15 protein-coding genes are annotated in these 15,408 nt (G+C 65.4%); 8 read left to right on the top strand and 7 right to left on the bottom strand.

What is annotated here, in order from left to right:
• Window positions 1-50: 50 nt before the first annotated feature.
• From ilvC to miaA, 4 genes are all read right to left on the bottom strand, one after another.
• Window positions 51-1,070 carry a ketol-acid reductoisomerase gene (gene ilvC / locus BZF61_RS08555; protein ID WP_086618508.1) on the bottom strand — a complete coding sequence of 340 codons (1,020 nt, stop codon included), beginning with the start codon at window positions 1,068-1,070 and terminating at the stop codon, window positions 51-53.
• Window positions 1,071-1,109: 39 nt separating this feature from the next.
• Window positions 1,110-1,631, bottom strand: coding sequence for an acetolactate synthase small subunit (gene ilvN / locus BZF61_RS08550; protein ID WP_086618506.1), 522 nt, complete (start codon window positions 1,629-1,631; stop codon window positions 1,110-1,112).
• A gap of 9 nt (window positions 1,632-1,640) precedes the next feature.
• Window positions 1,641-3,437 (bottom strand): biosynthetic-type acetolactate synthase large subunit, encoded by a 1,797-nt coding sequence (ilvB, locus tag BZF61_RS08545; RefSeq protein WP_086618504.1) that lies wholly within the window; start codon window positions 3,435-3,437, stop codon window positions 1,641-1,643.
• A gap of 137 nt (window positions 3,438-3,574) precedes the next feature.
• Window positions 3,575-4,531: a tRNA (adenosine(37)-N6)-dimethylallyltransferase MiaA gene (gene miaA, locus BZF61_RS08540; RefSeq protein WP_086618503.1), complete on the bottom strand. Its 957-nt coding sequence runs from the start codon at window positions 4,529-4,531 to the stop codon at window positions 3,575-3,577.
• Here miaA and serB point away from each other — a divergent pair.
• The 4 genes from serB (at window position 4,524) to BZF61_RS08520 (ending at window position 9,229) form a co-directional block, all read left to right on the top strand.
• On the top strand, window positions 4,524-5,396 hold the full coding sequence (gene serB, locus BZF61_RS08535; protein WP_086618501.1) for a phosphoserine phosphatase SerB: 873 nt from the start codon (window positions 4,524-4,526) through the stop codon (window positions 5,394-5,396). The genes miaA and serB overlap by 8 nt on opposite strands.
• A gap of 11 nt (window positions 5,397-5,407) precedes the next feature.
• Window positions 5,408-7,264: an acyltransferase family protein gene (locus BZF61_RS08530; protein WP_158094078.1), complete on the top strand. Its 1,857-nt coding sequence runs from the start codon at window positions 5,408-5,410 to the stop codon at window positions 7,262-7,264.
• Between the two features lie 119 nt (window positions 7,265-7,383).
• Window positions 7,384-8,223, top strand: coding sequence for a Coq4 family protein (locus tag BZF61_RS08525; RefSeq protein WP_211276744.1), 840 nt, complete (start codon window positions 7,384-7,386; stop codon window positions 8,221-8,223).
• Window positions 8,224-8,437: 214 nt separating this feature from the next.
• Window positions 8,438-9,229 (top strand): Coq4 family protein, encoded by a 792-nt coding sequence (locus BZF61_RS08520; protein WP_086618498.1) that lies wholly within the window; start codon window positions 8,438-8,440, stop codon window positions 9,227-9,229.
• Between the two features lie 158 nt (window positions 9,230-9,387).
• Here BZF61_RS08520 and purL read toward each other — a convergent pair whose 3' ends face one another.
• From purL to BZF61_RS08505, 3 genes are read right to left on the bottom strand one after another with little or no spacing between them, the layout of a single operon-like run.
• Window positions 9,388-11,625, bottom strand: a complete 2,238-nt coding sequence (purL, locus tag BZF61_RS08515; RefSeq protein ID WP_086618496.1) for a phosphoribosylformylglycinamidine synthase subunit PurL — start codon at window positions 11,623-11,625, stop codon at window positions 9,388-9,390.
• Between the two features lie 28 nt (window positions 11,626-11,653).
• Window positions 11,654-12,328: a hypothetical protein gene (locus tag BZF61_RS08510; RefSeq protein WP_086618495.1), complete on the bottom strand. Its 675-nt coding sequence runs from the start codon at window positions 12,326-12,328 to the stop codon at window positions 11,654-11,656.
• Between the two features lie 13 nt (window positions 12,329-12,341).
• Window positions 12,342-12,758, bottom strand: coding sequence for a DUF2177 family protein (locus tag BZF61_RS08505; protein ID WP_086618493.1), 417 nt, complete (start codon window positions 12,756-12,758; stop codon window positions 12,342-12,344).
• Between the two features lie 81 nt (window positions 12,759-12,839).
• On the opposite strand from BZF61_RS08505, the gene BZF61_RS08500 reads away from it, so the two are divergent.
• The 4 genes from BZF61_RS08500 (at window position 12,840) to BZF61_RS08485 (ending at window position 15,384) form a co-directional block, all read left to right on the top strand.
• The gene (locus tag BZF61_RS08500) at window positions 12,840-13,109 is read left to right on the top strand and encodes an exodeoxyribonuclease VII small subunit (protein ID WP_086618624.1); all 270 of its coding nucleotides are present in this window, start codon (window positions 12,840-12,842) and stop codon (window positions 13,107-13,109) included.
• 5 nt (window positions 13,110-13,114) lie between these two features.
• Complete coding sequence (locus tag BZF61_RS08495) at window positions 13,115-14,026, top strand: polyprenyl synthetase family protein (protein ID WP_086618492.1); 912 nt, start codon at window positions 13,115-13,117, stop codon at window positions 14,024-14,026.
• Window positions 14,027-14,053: 27 nt separating this feature from the next.
• On the top strand, window positions 14,054-14,566 hold the full coding sequence (gene coaD / locus BZF61_RS08490; RefSeq protein ID WP_086618490.1) for a pantetheine-phosphate adenylyltransferase: 513 nt from the start codon (window positions 14,054-14,056) through the stop codon (window positions 14,564-14,566).
• 83 nt (window positions 14,567-14,649) lie between these two features.
• Window positions 14,650-15,384, top strand: a complete 735-nt coding sequence (locus tag BZF61_RS08485) for a peptidylprolyl isomerase (RefSeq protein WP_086618622.1) — start codon at window positions 14,650-14,652, stop codon at window positions 15,382-15,384.
• Window positions 15,385-15,408: the final 24 nt, after the last annotated feature.

The following is a 15,408-nucleotide window of genomic DNA, read 5'->3' as shown; positions in this document are numbered from 1 at the left end:
AGGCGCGGCCGCGGGCAAGCCCGCTGCGCCGCACCGGCTTGCGCCCATGGTCAGTTCTTGGCCTTATCGACCAGCTTGTTGGCGGTGATCCACGGCATCATCGCGCGCAGCTTCTCGCCGGTCTGCTCGATCGGATGGGCGGCGGCCCGTTTGCGCGCAGCCTTCAGTTCGGGCTGGCCGGCACGGTTGTCGAGCACGAAGTTCTTGACGAACCGGCCCGACTGGATGTCGGCGAGCACGCGCTTCATCTCGGCCTTGGTTTCATCCGTGATGATGCGCGGACCCGTTGTGATGTCGCCGTATTCGGCGGTGTTCGAGATCGAATAGCGCATATTCGCGATCCCGCCTTCATAGAGCAGATCGACGATCAGCTTGGTTTCGTGGAGGCATTCGAAATAGGCCATTTCGGGGGCGTAACCGGCCTCGACCAGCGTTTCGAACCCGGCCTGGATCAGATGGGTGATGCCGCCGCAGAGCACCGCCTGCTCGCCGAACAGGTCGGTCTCGCATTCCTCGCGGAAGCTGGTTTCGATGATGCCCGAACGCCCGCCACCGACAGCCGATGCATAGGCAAGAGCGAGGTCATGCGCCGCGCCGCTCGCGTCCTGATGGACGGCGATGAGGCATGGCACGCCGCCGCCCTTGACATATTCCGAACGCACGGTGTGACCCGGGCCCTTGGGGGCGATCATGATGACGTCGATGTCCGACGGCGGCTCGATCAGGCCGAAGTGGATGTTGAGCCCGTGCGCGAAGGCGAGCGCGGCACCGGGCTTCATGTGGCCCTTGAGGTCGTTCTCCCAGATCGCGGCCTGATGCTCGTCAGGCGCGAGGATCATGATGATGTCGGCCCACTGCGCGGCCTCGGTGTTGGAAAGCACCCTGAAGCCCGCGGCCTCGGCCTTCTTCGCGGTGGCCGAACCCTCGCGCAGGGCGATGGCGACTTCGGCAACGCCGGAATCGCGCAGGTTCTGGGCATGGGCATGGCCCTGCGAGCCATAGCCAAGGATCGCGACCTTCTTGGGCTTGATCAGATCGAGATCGGCGTCGGCATCGTAAAAGACTTTCATCGCTATTCTCTCTTGTGCTTTGTATTCGGTTAGGAAGATTCAGGCGCCCTGCGCCCCGCGCATCATGCCCACGATCCCGGTGCGGCCGACTTCGACCAGCCCCAGCTGGCGCATCAGGGCGATGAAGCTGTCGACCTTGTCGGGCGGTCCAGTGATTTCGAAGATGAAGCTTTCGGTGGTGGTATCCACGGGGCGGGCGCGGAAGATATCGGCCAGGCGCAGCGCCTCGACCCGCTTCTCGCCCGTTCCGGCGACCTTGATCAGCGCGAGTTCACGCTCGACATGCGGGCCGGCGGTGGTGAGATCGGTGACCTTGTGCACCGGCACCAGGCGTTCGAGCTGCGCCTCGATCTGATCGATCACCTGCGGCGGGCCGTTGGTGACAATGGTGATGCGGCTGACCGCGTGATCCTCGGTGATATCGGCCACGGTCAGGCTGTCGATATTATAGCCGCGGGCGGTGAACAGCCCGGTGATCTTGGCGAGGATCCCCGGCTCGTTGTCGACCGTGACAGCAAGCACGTGGCGCTCGGAAGGGCTTTCCGCAATCTTCAGGGGCATGTGCGTTTCCTAGACCAGCGCCTTGGCTTCGTCGTCCATCGTCCCGTCGACCTTGTCGCCGTGGAGGATCATGTCGGTATGCGCCGCGCCCGAGGGGATCATCGGCAGGCAGTTGGCATCCTGCGCGACGAGGCAGTCGACCATCACCGGCCCATCATGGGCGAGCATTGCGGCGATGCCCGCGTCGAGCTCGCTCTCGTCATGGATGCGGATGCCCTTCCAGCCATAGGCTTCGGCGAGACGCACGAAATCGGGCAGGCTGTCCGAATAGGAATTCGAGTAGCGGCTTTCGTAGGTCAGTTCCTGCCACTGGCGGACCATGCCCATGTACTCATTATTGAGGATGAACACCTTGACCGGCAGACGATACTGGCTCGCGGTGCCCATCTCCTGGATGTTCATCTGGATGCTGGCCTCGCCCGCAATGTCGATCACCAGCGCATCGGGGTGGCCGAGCTGCGCGCCGATCGCGGCCGGCAGGCCATAGCCCATGGTGCCCAAACCGCCCGAGGTGAGCCACTTGTTGGGGGCATCGAAGCCGAAATACTGCGCAGCCCACATCTGGTGCTGGCCGACTTCGGTGGAGATGATCGGCTCGCGCTCGCGCGTGAGGGCGTAGAGCCGCTCGATCGCCTTCTGCGGCATGATCATGTTCGGGTGCTTGGCCGACCGTTCGGGATAGGCGAGGCATTCGCGCGCCCGCCACCCGGCGATGCGGGCCTTCCACTCGCCGAGGTCACGCGGCTTGCGCGTGCCCCACGCTTCGACCAGCTGGCCCAACACCGCGGCGCAATCGCCGAGGATGCCGAGATCGACCGCGACCGTCTTGTTGATCGAGGAACGGTCGATATCGATGTGGATCTTCTTCGAATCCGGCGAGAAAGCGTCAAGCCGGCCCGTCACCCGATCATCGAAGCGCGCGCCGATGCACACCATCACGTCGCACTTGTTCATCGCCATGTTGGCTTCATAGGTGCCGTGCATTCCCAGCATCCCGAGCCAGTCCGGATGGTGCGAGGGGAAGGCGCCAAGGCCCATGAGCGTGGAAGTGACCGGCGCACCGGTGAGATTTTGCAACTGGCGCAGCAAGGCGCTCGCCCGCGGGCCGGAATTGATCACGCCGCCACCGGTGTAGAAGATCGGGCGTTCGGCATTGGCGATCATCTCGATCGCCGCGTCAATCTGCTCGGCCGGCGCGACCATCTGCGGGGCGTAGCGGTGCGAGCCGGGGCGCACGAAGGCGCGGCGTTCGCTGGGCACGGCGATCTGCACGTCCTTGGGAATGTCGATCACCACCGGACCGGGGCGGCCGGTGGTGGCGATGCGGAACGCCTCGGCGATGGTCGCGGCGAGATCGGCCGGGTCCTTCACCAGATAATTGTGCTTGGTGCAGTGGCGGGTGATGCCGATGGTGTCGGCTTCCTGAAAGGCGTCGGTTCCGATCAGACCGGTCGGCACCTGGCCGGTGATGACGACGAGCGGGATCGAATCCATCCACGCATCGGCAATGCCGGTGATCGCGTTGGTCGCGCCCGGGCCGGAGGTGACGAGCACCACGCCCGGCTTGCCGGTGGCGCGGGCATAGCCTTCGGCGGCATGGGCCGCGCCGGCTTCGTGGCGCACCAGAATATGGCGGATCCGCTCGTCCCCGAACAGCTCGTCGTAGATCGGCAGCACCGCGCCGCCCGGATAGCCGAACACGTATTCGACGCCTTGGTCGATCAAGCATTGCACAAGGATCGCGGCGCCGCTGCTGGGAGCGCTTCGGGCGCTGTCGGGCTGGGCTTGATCCGGCTGGCCGGGCACGGGAAACTCCAAAGCTTGAACGGCAGCCGGCGGACAATTCGCGCGGGTGCCTGACAACAAAACCGGCCCGATGCCGGGGGGTGCGCATCGGACCGCGTGGGGCTGCCGCTACGGGTTATAATCTAATAAGTCAACCCCTAATTGCGTAATAATGATGCGAATTGAGCATCAAAATCGATATTTTCGAATGCAGGCCCTGGATCGACCCGGAGCCACTCGGTCGGCGGCTGGCGCCGGAACCAGGTGAACTGGCGCTTGGCGTAGTTGCGGGTGGCCTGCTGTCCGGCGGCGATCATCGCCTCCGCGTCGATCTCGCCGCGCAGGAAAGCGGCGATCTCGGGCACCCCGATGGCGCGCATCACCGGCAGATCGGGATCGAGCCCGCGCGCGAGCAGCGTCTCGACCTCGGCAATCGCGCCTTCATCCAGCATGGCCTCGAACCGCATATCGCAACGTGCGTAAAGCCAGGTGCGATCGGGCAGCAGCACCAGCGGGTGCACGGTCACGTCCTCGCCGATGCCACCCGCCCTGGCGAGCTGCCATTCGGCCAGCGTCACCCCGGTCGAGCGTTTCACCTCCAGCGCACGGGCGATGCGCTGGCCATCGCCCGGGTCTAGCTCGGCCGCGCGCTGCGGGTCTTCGATCTGGAGGAGTTTGTAGGCCGCATCCGCATCGAGCGCGCGTACGAAGGCACGGATGGCAGGATCGATCTCGGGAATCGGGGCGATGCCTTCGAACAGGACCTTGAGGTAAAGGCCGGTGCCGCCGACCAGAATCGGCACACCGCCCGCCGCGTGAATAGCGGCGATCTCCGCCTTGGCGCGCGCCGCCCAGGCGGCTGCCGAGCACGCCTCGCTGCCGTCCCAGGCGCCAAACAGGCGGTGCTCGATCCCGTCCATGTCCTCCTCGGATGGACGCGCGGAAAGGATGCGCAGATCGGCATAGACCTGTGCGGAATCGGCGTTGACGATCACACCCCGCTGCCCGACCTCGGCAAGCGCCCGCGCGAGTTCGAGCGCAATCGCGCTCTTGCCGCTGGCGGTCGGCCCTGCAATGAGCGCGACGGGGGGTGCAGGAGAAGTCACGATGCTCATTGCCCGGCTGATAGCAGACACGGCGACAAGGGAAACACGCCTTGATGCGCTGGCCGTCGCTTTGCGCGCGCAAGGCATCGCGCTCGCCACGGCCGATTTGCTGGCCGACGGTGAAACGCTGGAGCTGCGCTTTTCCGACGGCGCAGCGGAAACCGTGCTTGCCGCGCTCGACCGGTTCTTCGCCCCTGCCGACATGTTGGTGAGCCAGGGGCCGATCACGCTGCCGCAGGTGTTCGTCTCCGACATGGATTCGACCATGATCGGCCAAGAATGCATCGACGAGCTGGCCGATTATGCCGGAATCAAGCCGCAGATCGCGGCGATCACCGAACGCGCAATGCAGGGCGAACTCGATTTCAGCGCCGCCCTGCGCGAACGCGTGGCGCTGCTCGAAGGGCTGGAGCAAGGCGCGATCAGCGCTTGCCTGGCCGAGCGGATCAGGCCGGAGCCGGGCGCCCGCACGCTGGTGGCGACGCTGGCCGCAAGCGGCGTGCGGACCGTGCTGGTGACCGGCGGCTTCCACCATTTCGCAGATCCGGTGGGGTCCATGCTCGGGTTCGACAGGGTGGTGGGTAACCGGCTCGAGGTGGCAGGCGGCAGGCTCACCGGGCGCCTGGTGGGCGAGATCACCGACAGCGCCGTCAAGGCCGCCGTGCTGCGCGAGGAGGCCGCGGGCGGGCGGATCAGCCTTGCCACCGGCGACGGGGCCAATGATATCCCGATGCTTTCCGCCGCCACCTACGGCTTTGCCTATCGTGCCAAGCCCAAGGCGCGCGCCGCGGCCAATGGCCGGATCGACCGCGGCGACCTGACCGCCGTTCTCGGCCTGCTCGGCATCCCGCGCAATAATTGGTGTGAGGGCTGATGCCGATAGGCGTGGCTTCGCCGGACGCCGGGTATCGCCCCGATATTCAGGGGTTGCGGGCCGTTGCGGTGCTGGCGGTGCTGCTGTTCCATCTCGGGCTCGACGGATTTTCCGGCGGCTTCGTCGGGGTGGACGTGTTCTATGTTATTTCGGGCTATCTGATTGGCGGCATCGTGCTGCGCGAGCACGAGGCGGGACGCTTCAGCTTGGCCCACTTCTACGCCCGTCGCGTGCGGCGGCTGGTGCCCGCGCTGCTGGTGGTGCTCGCGGCGAGCACGCTGGCGGCGATGCTGCTGCTGCTGCCGGCGGAGCTGGCCAACTATGCCGAAACCCTGCTTGCCGCGCTGGTGTTTGCAGCGAACATCCATTTCTACCGCGCACAGTTTGAATACAGCGAAAGCGGCGAAGTGCCGCTGCTGCATCTGTGGACGCTGGGGGTGGAATGGCAGTTCTATCTGCTGCTGCCCTTGCTGATGCTGGCGCTGCTGCGTTTCGGACGGGCGGGCTTGTGGTTTGGGCTGGTCGGGGTTGCGGTTCTGTCGGCGGCGTGCTCGCTGGCCTATCCCGAGGCGAGCTTCTACCTCCTGCCGGCGCGGGTCTGGGAGTTTCTGGCCGGGGTGTTGACGGCGATCACGACGGTGCCCTTGCTGCGTTTGCGGGTGCTGCGCGAGATTCTGGCGCTCAGCGGCCTTTTGCTCATCGCTGCGGCGATCGTGCTGCTTGATACCGCCGATCCCTTTCCGGGCTGGCGTGCGCTGATCCCCTGTGCGGGTGCAGCGGCGATCGTGCTGGCGGGCAAGGCAGGGCCATCGCTGACCGGCCGCGCGCTGTCGCTGCCGGGCATGACCTGGCTGGGCGCGATCTCCTATTCGCTCTATCTGTGGCACTGGCCGGTGATCGTGTTCCTGCTGCTGGGTCTTCCGGCACCGCGACTCGACTGGCCCCTGCAGCTGGCGGCGACGGCGATTTCGGTGGTGCTGGCGACGCTCAGCGCGCGCTTCGTCGAGGCTCCGGCGCGCCAGCGCACCGTGCCCTTTGCCCGGCTTGCGCTGATTTCGGGCGGCGTGGCCGCGGTGCTTGCGGCGAGTGCGGCCATGCTGCTTGCCAGCGGCGGGTGGCCGGGGCGTTTCAGCCAGCGTTCCAATGACCTGGCGCGCGCGCTCGATTACCCGATCGATCAGGTGTTCCGAACCGGGAGCTGCTTTATCCACCATAAGAGCCAGCAGCTCGACGAGGCGGCCTGCCTGCTGCCCGACGATGGCCGGCCGCGGGTGCTGGTGCTGGGCGACAGCCACGCTGCAATGCTGGTGCCGGGGCTGCAGGCGGCCTTTCCGGGCAGCGCGGTGAGCCAGTTGACGGTAGCGGGCTGTCGTCCCGTCACCGGCGCGCGCGCCGAGCGCTATTTCTTCTGCCACCGCCTGATCGAGGACGCCTACAAGCGGCGCATCGCCGCGGGCAATTATGACTTGCTGGTGCTGGCGGGCTACTGGGAGGAAGGCGATCTCGCACCGCTCGAAGCCAGCCTTGCGCTGCTCGCCGAGCGTAAGCAGGCGGTGCTGCTGGTCGGGCCGTTTCCTGCCTTCGAGAAATTCGTCCCGCGGCTGCTGGCGATCGGCGCGGCGCGCGGGAACCCGCGGATCGCCGACGCTTTCCTCAAACCCGATCGCGCGCTGCTCGACCAGCGCATGGCCGCGCTCGCCGCGCGCTACGCGGCCCACTATTTCTCGCCGCTGCGCCAGTTGTGCGATCCGCAATGCCGCTATCTCGGGGCGCACGGCGATCCGCTGATTATCGATGACGCACACCTCACCGCCGAGGGCAGTCGACTGGTGGCCGAGGCCATGGCAGCGCCGGGGCTGATGAAATGAGCAAAGCCTGCGGCAGGCGGTGAAGCGGGGGATTGCCTTGGCGCGTCGATAAACTATTTACATCAGTGTAAGCTAATTCGGATTGCCCTTTGGTTGCTCCCCTGCTCACGAGACCGGACATGACCGCCGCCAACCGCAAATATCGCAATATGTTCGCCGCTGACGGCACGGTGCTGCTGCATCCAGATCGTCCTTTGGCGAAGTATCGCCCGCTGCGGGCGCTGCGCAATTTCCGGATGCTGATGAAGGACAAGGAAGACACGGCGGCAGTGTTTAGGATCTTCCAATCGCTGCCTCCGAAGGATTTCCTCGCCCGGATTGCCGAGCTTGCGCTGTCCGAGCGCGGGACCTACCTGCGCCAGACCGAGCCGTGCCTGCCCGAAATCCTTGACGATCACGCCGCGCTGCGGCGCACTCCGAAAGGCAGCCTGGCCCATGCCTATTGTGATTTCATGGAGGCCGAAGGTCTGACCGCCGCGGGCCTCGTGGCCGAAAGCGAACGCGCTGGCCGTCCGCGCTATCCCGATCTGGTCGAATGGTACATCGACCGCTCGCGCGATACGCATGACCTGTTGCATGTGCTTACCGGCTATGGCCGCGACGCGCTCGGTGAAGCTTCGGTGTTGCTGTTCACCCATGGCCAGGCGCCGAGCCATGGCCACCTCCTGATCGGCTATGCCGGGGCAGCCAATATCAAGAAGCGGGCCGAGGGCAGCAGAGCGCCCGTTTTCGGAGCCGTGCGCGAGGCGCATCGCATCGGCAAGGGCGCGCTGCCGCTGATCGCCCAACCGATCCGCCAGCTGCTTGAACGGCCAATCGCCGATGTGCGTGCCGAGCTGCGCATTGCCTCGCCGGTCAAGTACCGCGAATGCCACGAAATATGGCGCGAGGAAGGGATCGATCCCTACGATCTGCTCGCCCGCGGCAATGACCAGACAGCCGAGTTGCTGGCGGCCTGAGGCGCGTTAAAAGCCGGTTGGCGATCTGCCTCACCGGCGCGGGTCTGCCGGTAATGCTGGCTTTTCTCACCCGGGCCGTTTGCACAGGCGGCGCCAGCATCCCAGCGGTGAAGGGGCGTCCCCCGACGACCGAGGGAGTGGACTATTAACTGACATGAATGTAAGTAAATCGATACAAGAGCAGATCGCGATTCGCGCAAAGGATGTTGCACCTATGGCATTGACCGATCTTCCCCTGGTTGCCCCGGACCGCAAGGTTTCCGGATTCCGGCCGCTCAAGGTGCTTCACCACTTCGGCAAGCTGGTCGAGAACAAGGAAGACACCGAGCAGGTGTTCCACATCATCGAGGCGACCAAGGGCAAGCGTTCGCACAGGCAGGCATGGGATTTTATCCAGTCGCCGCAGGGCCAACGCTTCCTGCGCGAAGCGGTCGACATTCCGGCGATGCTCGACGATCACGCACGCTGGGCAGACTGCGCGCCCAACAGCGTCGCGGCGCATTACATCGCCTTCATGAAGCGCGAGGGCCTCTCGGCGGCGGGGCTGGTGGCGGAAAGCCACAAGTGGGCCCCGCCCGAAAGCCTGCCCAAAGATCAGACCCAGTGGTATTTCGATCGCCTGCGCGACACGCATGACCTGTTCCATGTGCTGACCGGCTATGGCCGCGACGCGCTGGGCGAGGCATGTTTGCTCGGCTTTACCTACGAGCAGAACCTCAACAAGGGCATCCTGTTCATTGCCTATGCCGGCGCGCGGCAGATCAAGAAGGTGAGCGGCACCAAGGCGCCGCTCTACGCTGCGGTCAAGGAAGGCCGCCGGCTTGGCAAGGCGGCGGAGAAGATCGCCCACCAGGACATTGCCGCCCTGATGCGCGAGGATATCACCGAGGCGCGTGCGCGGCTGGGCATCGGCACGCCGGAAATCTACCGCCAGTGCCTTGCAGTCCTTTCAGGCGAGGGCATTAGGAGCGAGCAACTGACGCTGCACGCCGCCCAGGCAGCCTGAGCCTTCTGCCCAAGGACTTGCGGATCACCAGCGTAAGGCCCGGACAGGTCTTGTCGCTGGCGGTTTTGCCTGTGGCATCACGCCATTTTTCTATCCCGTCCCGAGCGGAGAGCTGTCAGGCGATTGGTATGCCGGACGGGTCCGACGCCACGTCGCGCTCAGCCTTCCATCCACTCGGTGAAGAATCGCTCGTGCGCGGCGCGCAGTTCGGCAAGCGGGACACCGAGCACATGATCGCCACCCACAACCCCGATACGCTGGAAGCCGATCTGCGCGGTCTCGTCGTTGCGGGTGCCCTTGGCGAGCGCCTCGTTCAAGGCGACGACATCGGGCACGGTCACAAGATAGCGTCCCTGATCCTCGCCGAACCACCACTGCGCCGGGGTGTAATCGGGGTTGCCGGCTTCGACTTCGGCGCCAATGCCGCCCGCCAGCGCCATTTCCGCCAGCGCCACCGCCAACCCGCCATCGCTCAGATCGTGAACGGCATTGACCAGCCCATCGTCGATCAGCTCGTGGATGATGGCGCCCGCAGTCCGTTCGACCGTCAGATCGGTCGGCGGGGTGCGGCCTCCTTCCACGCCCTTGATAACGCGCAGCCACAAGGATTGGCCGAGGTGCGAGCGGGTGGGATCGGGCTTGGCCCAGAATTCGGGGCCGACGAGATAGATCGTATCGCCCGCGTTCTTGAAGTGCATCGTCATCATCTTGGAAAGGTCGCTGATGATGCCGACGCCGCCGATCGCCGGGGTGGGCAGGATCGCCGAGCCACCCCCGGTCGCCTTGCTTTCGTTGTAGAGGCTGACATTGCCCGACACGATCGGGAAGTCGAGCGCGCGGCAGGCATCGGCCATGCCTTCGAGCGCATGGACGATCTGCGCCATGATCTCGGGGCGCTGAGGGTTGGCGAAGTTGAGGCAGTTGGTCACGGCGAGCGGCCGCGCACCGACGGCGCACAGGTTGCGGTAGGCTTCGGCGATCGCCTGCTTGCCGCCCTCGTAGGGATCGGCAAAGACATAGCGCGGGGTGCAGTCGGTGGTGATCGCCAGCGCCTTGCCCGTCCCGTGCACCCGCACCACGCCCGCATCGCCGCCGGTCTGGAGCGTGTCCGCGCCGACCTGCGAATCGTACTGCTCGGCAATCCAGCGGCGCGAGGCGAGATCGGGCGAGGCCATCAGCTTGAGCAGGTCTGCGGCGACGTCATCCGTCGTGGGCACCTCGCCCAGCGGCTTGACGCCGGCCCATGCCGCATATTCGGCCTTTGAGAGATAGGGGCGGTCATAGAGTGGGGCCTCATCGGCCAGCGGGGCGAGCGGTATATCGCAAACCACCTCGCCATTGAATTCCAGCACCATGTGCCCCGTATCCGTGACTTCGCCGATCACCGCGAAATCGAGTTCCCACTTGCGGAAGATCGCCTCGGCCATCGCCTCCTTACCGGGCTTCAAGACCATGAGCATCCGCTCCTGGCTTTCCGAGAGCATCATCTCGTAAGGGGTCATGCCCTCTTCGCGGCAGGGCACCTTGTTCATGTCGAGCCGAATGCCAGCGCCGCCCTTGGATGCCATCTCGACCGACGAAGAGGTGAGGCCCGCCGCGCCCATGTCCTGGATCGCCACGATCGCGTCGGTCGCCATCAGTTCGAGGCAGGCCTCGATCAGCAGCTTTTCGGTAAAGGGATCGCCGACCTGCACAGTGGGACGCTTGGCTTCGGCATCCTCACCGAAGTCCGCGCTCGCCATGGTCGCGCCGTGGATGCCGTCGCGCCCGGTCTTGGAGCCGACATAGACGATGGGATTGCCCACCCCGGTCGCTGCCGAGTAGAAAATCTTGTCCTGATCGGCCACCCCCACGGTCATGGCGTTGACGAGGATGTTACCGTCATAGGCCGGGTGGAAGTTCGTCTCCCCCGCCACGGTCGGCACGCCGACGCAATTGCCATAGCCGCCGATGCCTGCGACCACGCCCTGCACCAGATGCTTCATCCTGGGGTGTTCGGGTCGGCCGAAACGCAGCGCGTTGGCGTTGGCTATCGGTCGCGCGCCCATGGTGAAGACGTCGCGCAGAATGCCGCCAACGCCCGTCGCCGCTCCCTGGTAGGGCTCGATGTAGGAGGGATGGTTGTGGCTCTCCATCTTGAAGATCGCCGCCTGACCGTCACCAATGTCGATCACGCCCGCGTTTTCGCCCGGGCCGCAGATTACCCAGGGGGCCTCGGTTGGCAGCTTCCTGAGGTGGATGCGCGAGGACTTGTAGCTGCAATGCTCCGACCACATCACCGAAAAGATGCCGAGTTCGACAAGGTTGGGCTCGCGCCCGAGCACGTGCAGGACGCGCTCGTATTCTTCGGGGGAAAGGCCGTGCTGTTCGACGATTTCGGGGGTGATGGCGGTCATGCGGGGACTCCTTGCGGCGCCCCCTAGATTATGGATCGCCGAAGGCCAAGCCACCGCGCTTCTGGAACCAGCGATTCTCCCCCACCCAGATCGCGAGCGCGGTGAGGAGCGCGAAAGCCAGCAGCGCCTGCAGGTAAAGCAACGGCCCGGCGCTTTCGGGGTGGGGGGCGAACCAGTTGACCGCCTGGAACAGCAGCATCACGGCAAGCAGCACCAGCGGCGGGCCGACCGGGCCGCGGGTGCGGCGCACGTAGAAGGCAAAGGCCCCGCCCGTCACCACCAGTTCCAGCGGCATGGCGATCGCGGGATGGTTCCACAGTCCCAGCCCCATTTTCGGCGGTTCGCCGTTGAGCGTCAGATCGGGCACGTGCACCAGCCAGTCGAGCGGCCAGTGCGACAGCACCACCAGCCCGGCGATCAGGCCCGCAAGCAGGTCGCGCTGCCCCGCAGCCACCACCAGTAGGCAGGCCAACGCCCATAGCCCCGCACCGACCAGGCTGTGGGTATAGGGCATGTGGTAAAGGTTGAGTGGCACCATCACGCTCGCCGCCGGATCGACCCTGAGCTTCTCCACTCCGATCAGCGCCAGCGTGAAGAACCCCCAGTCGACCAGCTGCGCCGCCACGAAGAGCGTGCCCAGCTTTGGGCTGCGCGGCGTGAGTGCGGCGGCAACGAAAGCCGGGGCGAAGTGTCCGATGAACATTGCTCGCGCCGGGTCAGCCCTCTGCCGCCGGGGCAAAGCGCAGCGTTACCCAGGTTGCCACCGCGCTCGCCGTGCCGGTGGCGAAGGCCCCCCACAGGATGTCGAGCACGCTGACATGGGTCGCCCACACCTTGAACACCGCCTGCGAGGTCAGATCGAAGGTGGCATAGCACAGTGCGCCGAGCAGGATGCCGTTGAGCAGCGCGGCCTGCACCGTGCCGCCGACCAGCCCAGGCCTGATCGCGAACCATGTCATCCCGGCGAGATAGATGAGATAGAATGCGCCCGCTGCGGCGAGGTTGAAGTCGCTGGCCATGATCTCGCCGATCACCGGCCGGTAGAGGTTGCCTGCGGCCCAGCGCAGCCAGATCGCATCGAGCGCGCCGAAGGCGAGCGCGGCGCTGGCATAGGCGATGATCCATTTGGTCATGTTGACTGTCTATCCCGGTTTGTCCCGTGCCAAGCGCGCCAGCCTTGACCGGACACGGCGCCTCCGTCAATGCTGCCGGGCATGGACGAGGGCAACACCGCCGCCGCGGGCGCGCAGGACATTTCGCAGATGAGCTTCGAGCAGGCGCTGGCCCAGCTCGAACAGATCGTGCAGCAGCTCGAACGCGGTGACGTGCCGCTCGACCAATCAATCAGTCTCTACGAACGCGGCGAAGCGCTGCGCGCGGCGTGCCAGCAGCGGCTCGATGCGGCACAGGCGCGGATCGAGAAGATCGTCACCGGCACCGATGGCCGCGCGAGCGGCACGCAAGCCTTCGACGCGGAAGGGTAGTGGCAATGCTGATCGAAGCGGGAACCAATGCGCTTGGCGCCGCGATCAGGCAGGTGCAGGCCGAAATCGATTCGCTGTTCGATGCGCTTTTGCCGGTGCCTGACGACACCAGCGCGCGGCTGGTCGAGGCGATGCGCTATGCCGCGATCGGCGGGGGCAAGCGGGTGCGCCCGCTGCTGGTGGTGAGCACGGCCGGCCTGTTCGGCGTCGCGCGCGATCCGGCGTTGCGGGCAGGCGCGGCGGTCGAGGCGATCCACGTCTATTCGCTGATCCACGATGATCTGCCCTGCATGGACAATGATGATCTGCGCCACGGCAAGCCGACGCTGCACAAGGTCTATGATGAGGCAACCGCTGTGCTTGCGGGCGATGCGCTTCATGCGCTCGCCTTCGAGATCCTCGCCGATGCCGAAACCAGCGCCGATCCTTTCACCCGGGTGGAACTGATTTCCACGCTCGGCAGCGCCTCAGGCATGAACGGCATGGCTGGCGGACAGATGATGGACATGGTCGCCGACGAAGAGGGCATATCCTACGATCTTCACGCGATCACCCGACTGCAACAGCTGAAGACCGGCGCGTTGCTCGGCGCCAGTGTCGAGATGGGGGCGATCCTTGGCAAGGTGCCGCCTCAGGCGCGCACGCATCTTAGGGCCTATGCCCGCGATATCGGCCTGGCTTTCCAGATCGCCGACGATCTGCTCGATGTCGAAGGCGATGTCGACAAGGCCGGCAAGGCGCTGCGCAAGGATCAGGAACAGGGCAAGCAGACCTTCGTCACCCTGATGGGGGTGGACAAGGCGCGCGAACAGGCCCGCGCTTTGGTGGATCAGGCGATCGGGCACCTCGCGCCCTATGGCCCCGAAGCCGACATTCTGCGCGCGCTCGCCCGCTTCATCGTCGAGCGCGACCGCTGAGAGCCGCGCCGGAGAGAGGATAAAACCATGACACGCCGCGTCGGGATTTACCCCGGAACCTTCGATCCGATCACGCTGGGCCATGCCGACATCATCCGGCGCGGCTCCAAGTTGGTCGATCACCTGATCATCGGGGTGACGACCAACATCGCCAAGAGCCCGATGTTCTCGGACACCGAACGCATCGCGATGGTCGAGCGGGAGGTCGCCAGCCTCGGTCTTGCCAATGTCGAGGTGGTCGGGTTCAATGCGCTGCTGGTGGAATTCGCCGATGCGCAAGGGGCCTCGGTGGTGGTCCGCGGCATTCGCGGGGTGACCGACTTCGAATATGAATATCAGCTCACCGGCATGAACCGGCAGCTCAACGACAAGGTCGAGACCATCTTCCTGATGGCCGATGTCAGCCTCCAGCCGATCGCCAGCCGGTTGGTGAAGGAGATCGCGCTCTATGGCGGCGATATCGCCAAGTTCGTCAGCCCGGCGGTGTGCGCGGATGTTGTTGCCCGGGTCCGCGAACGGGGACTCAAGGGCCAGAACTAGGCACCCCTGTCCACAGGCGCGGCTTCATTCATTGAAGTGTCAGGCCCGCAGGGCTACAGGCGGCATCGCACACGGATGAAATGATGATCAAAGCCACACTCAATTCCGCCCTCGGCGCATTGCTCCTTGTCGGCGCGGCCTGTCCCGCGCTTGCCCAAAGGCAAAAGGACGATACCCCGCCGGTTGCCTTTGGCGACAATGCCAAAAAGGATGAGGACAAGGACGCGAAAGCCGCGACACCGCAGCGCACCTATGCGCCGATCAATTACGATGTGAACGCCGATCCAGAGAACATCTGGGTGCTCGATCTGTCGAATGGCCAGCGGGTCAAGATCCGCCTCCAACCCGATTGGGCGCCGGCCCATGTCGCGCGGATCAAGGAGCTGACCCGCCGCGGTTTTTACAACGGCGTAATCTTTCACCGGGTGATCGACGGCTTCATGGCCCAGGGCGGCGATCCGACCGGCACAGGACAAGGCGGCAGCGAGCTGCCCGACCTGAAGGCTGAGTTCAATCCGATGCCGCACGTGCGCGGCACCGTGTCGATGGCCCGTGCGACCGAGGAAGACAGCGCCAATAGCCAGTTCTTCATCGTGTTCTATCCGCGCTTCAGCCTCGACAAGAGATACACCAATTTCGGCCGGGTGATCGAGAACATGGACGCGGTCGACGCGATCAAGCGGGGCGAACCGCCTGCCGATCCAACCTTCATCGTCCAGGCATCCATCGCGAGCGACAACCTGCCACCCCCGCCGCCGCCAGCACCCAAGGACGATGCGCCAATCACCGCCGACATGCTGAACGCGCCGGTAGGCTAAGGGGCTTTTCCGCCCCGGTTCAAG

Origin of the sequence: Erythrobacter tepidarius, from assembly GCF_002155695.1 — a bacterium.
Classification (GTDB): domain Bacteria; phylum Pseudomonadota; class Alphaproteobacteria; order Sphingomonadales; family Sphingomonadaceae; genus Erythrobacter; species Erythrobacter tepidarius.
Note: the sequence above shows the minus strand (reverse complement) of the source record. Positions and strands in the feature narration are given on the sequence as shown.

What these genes read in the sequence shown, in the direction of transcription:
- ilvC (WP_086618508.1), bottom strand. Translation starts at nt 1,070, where the DNA reads ATGAAAGTCTTTTACGATGCCGACGCCGATCTCGATCTGATCAAGCCC.
- ilvN (WP_086618506.1), bottom strand. Translation starts at nt 1,631, where the DNA reads ATGCCCCTGAAGATTGCGGAAAGCCCTTCCGAGCGCCACGTGCTTGCT.
- serB (WP_086618501.1), top strand. Translation starts at nt 4,524, where the DNA reads ATGCTCATTGCCCGGCTGATAGCAGACACGGCGACAAGGGAAACACGC.
- miaA (WP_086618503.1), bottom strand. Translation starts at nt 4,531, where the DNA reads ATGAGCATCGTGACTTCTCCTGCACCCCCCGTCGCGCTCATTGCAGGG.
- BZF61_RS08525 (WP_211276744.1), top strand. Translation starts at nt 7,384, where the DNA reads ATGACCGCCGCCAACCGCAAATATCGCAATATGTTCGCCGCTGACGGC.
- BZF61_RS08520 (WP_086618498.1), top strand. Translation starts at nt 8,438, where the DNA reads ATGGCATTGACCGATCTTCCCCTGGTTGCCCCGGACCGCAAGGTTTCC.
- purL (WP_086618496.1), bottom strand. Translation starts at nt 11,625, where the DNA reads ATGACCGCCATCACCCCCGAAATCGTCGAACAGCACGGCCTTTCCCCC.
- BZF61_RS08510 (WP_086618495.1), bottom strand. Translation starts at nt 12,328, where the DNA reads ATGTTCATCGGACACTTCGCCCCGGCTTTCGTTGCCGCCGCACTCACG.
- BZF61_RS08505 (WP_086618493.1), bottom strand. Translation starts at nt 12,758, where the DNA reads ATGACCAAATGGATCATCGCCTATGCCAGCGCCGCGCTCGCCTTCGGC.
- BZF61_RS08500 (WP_086618624.1), top strand. Translation starts at nt 12,840, where the DNA reads ATGGACGAGGGCAACACCGCCGCCGCGGGCGCGCAGGACATTTCGCAG.
- BZF61_RS08495 (WP_086618492.1), top strand. Translation starts at nt 13,115, where the DNA reads ATGCTGATCGAAGCGGGAACCAATGCGCTTGGCGCCGCGATCAGGCAG.
- coaD (WP_086618490.1), top strand. Translation starts at nt 14,054, where the DNA reads ATGACACGCCGCGTCGGGATTTACCCCGGAACCTTCGATCCGATCACG.
- BZF61_RS08485 (WP_086618622.1), top strand. Translation starts at nt 14,650, where the DNA reads ATGATCAAAGCCACACTCAATTCCGCCCTCGGCGCATTGCTCCTTGTC.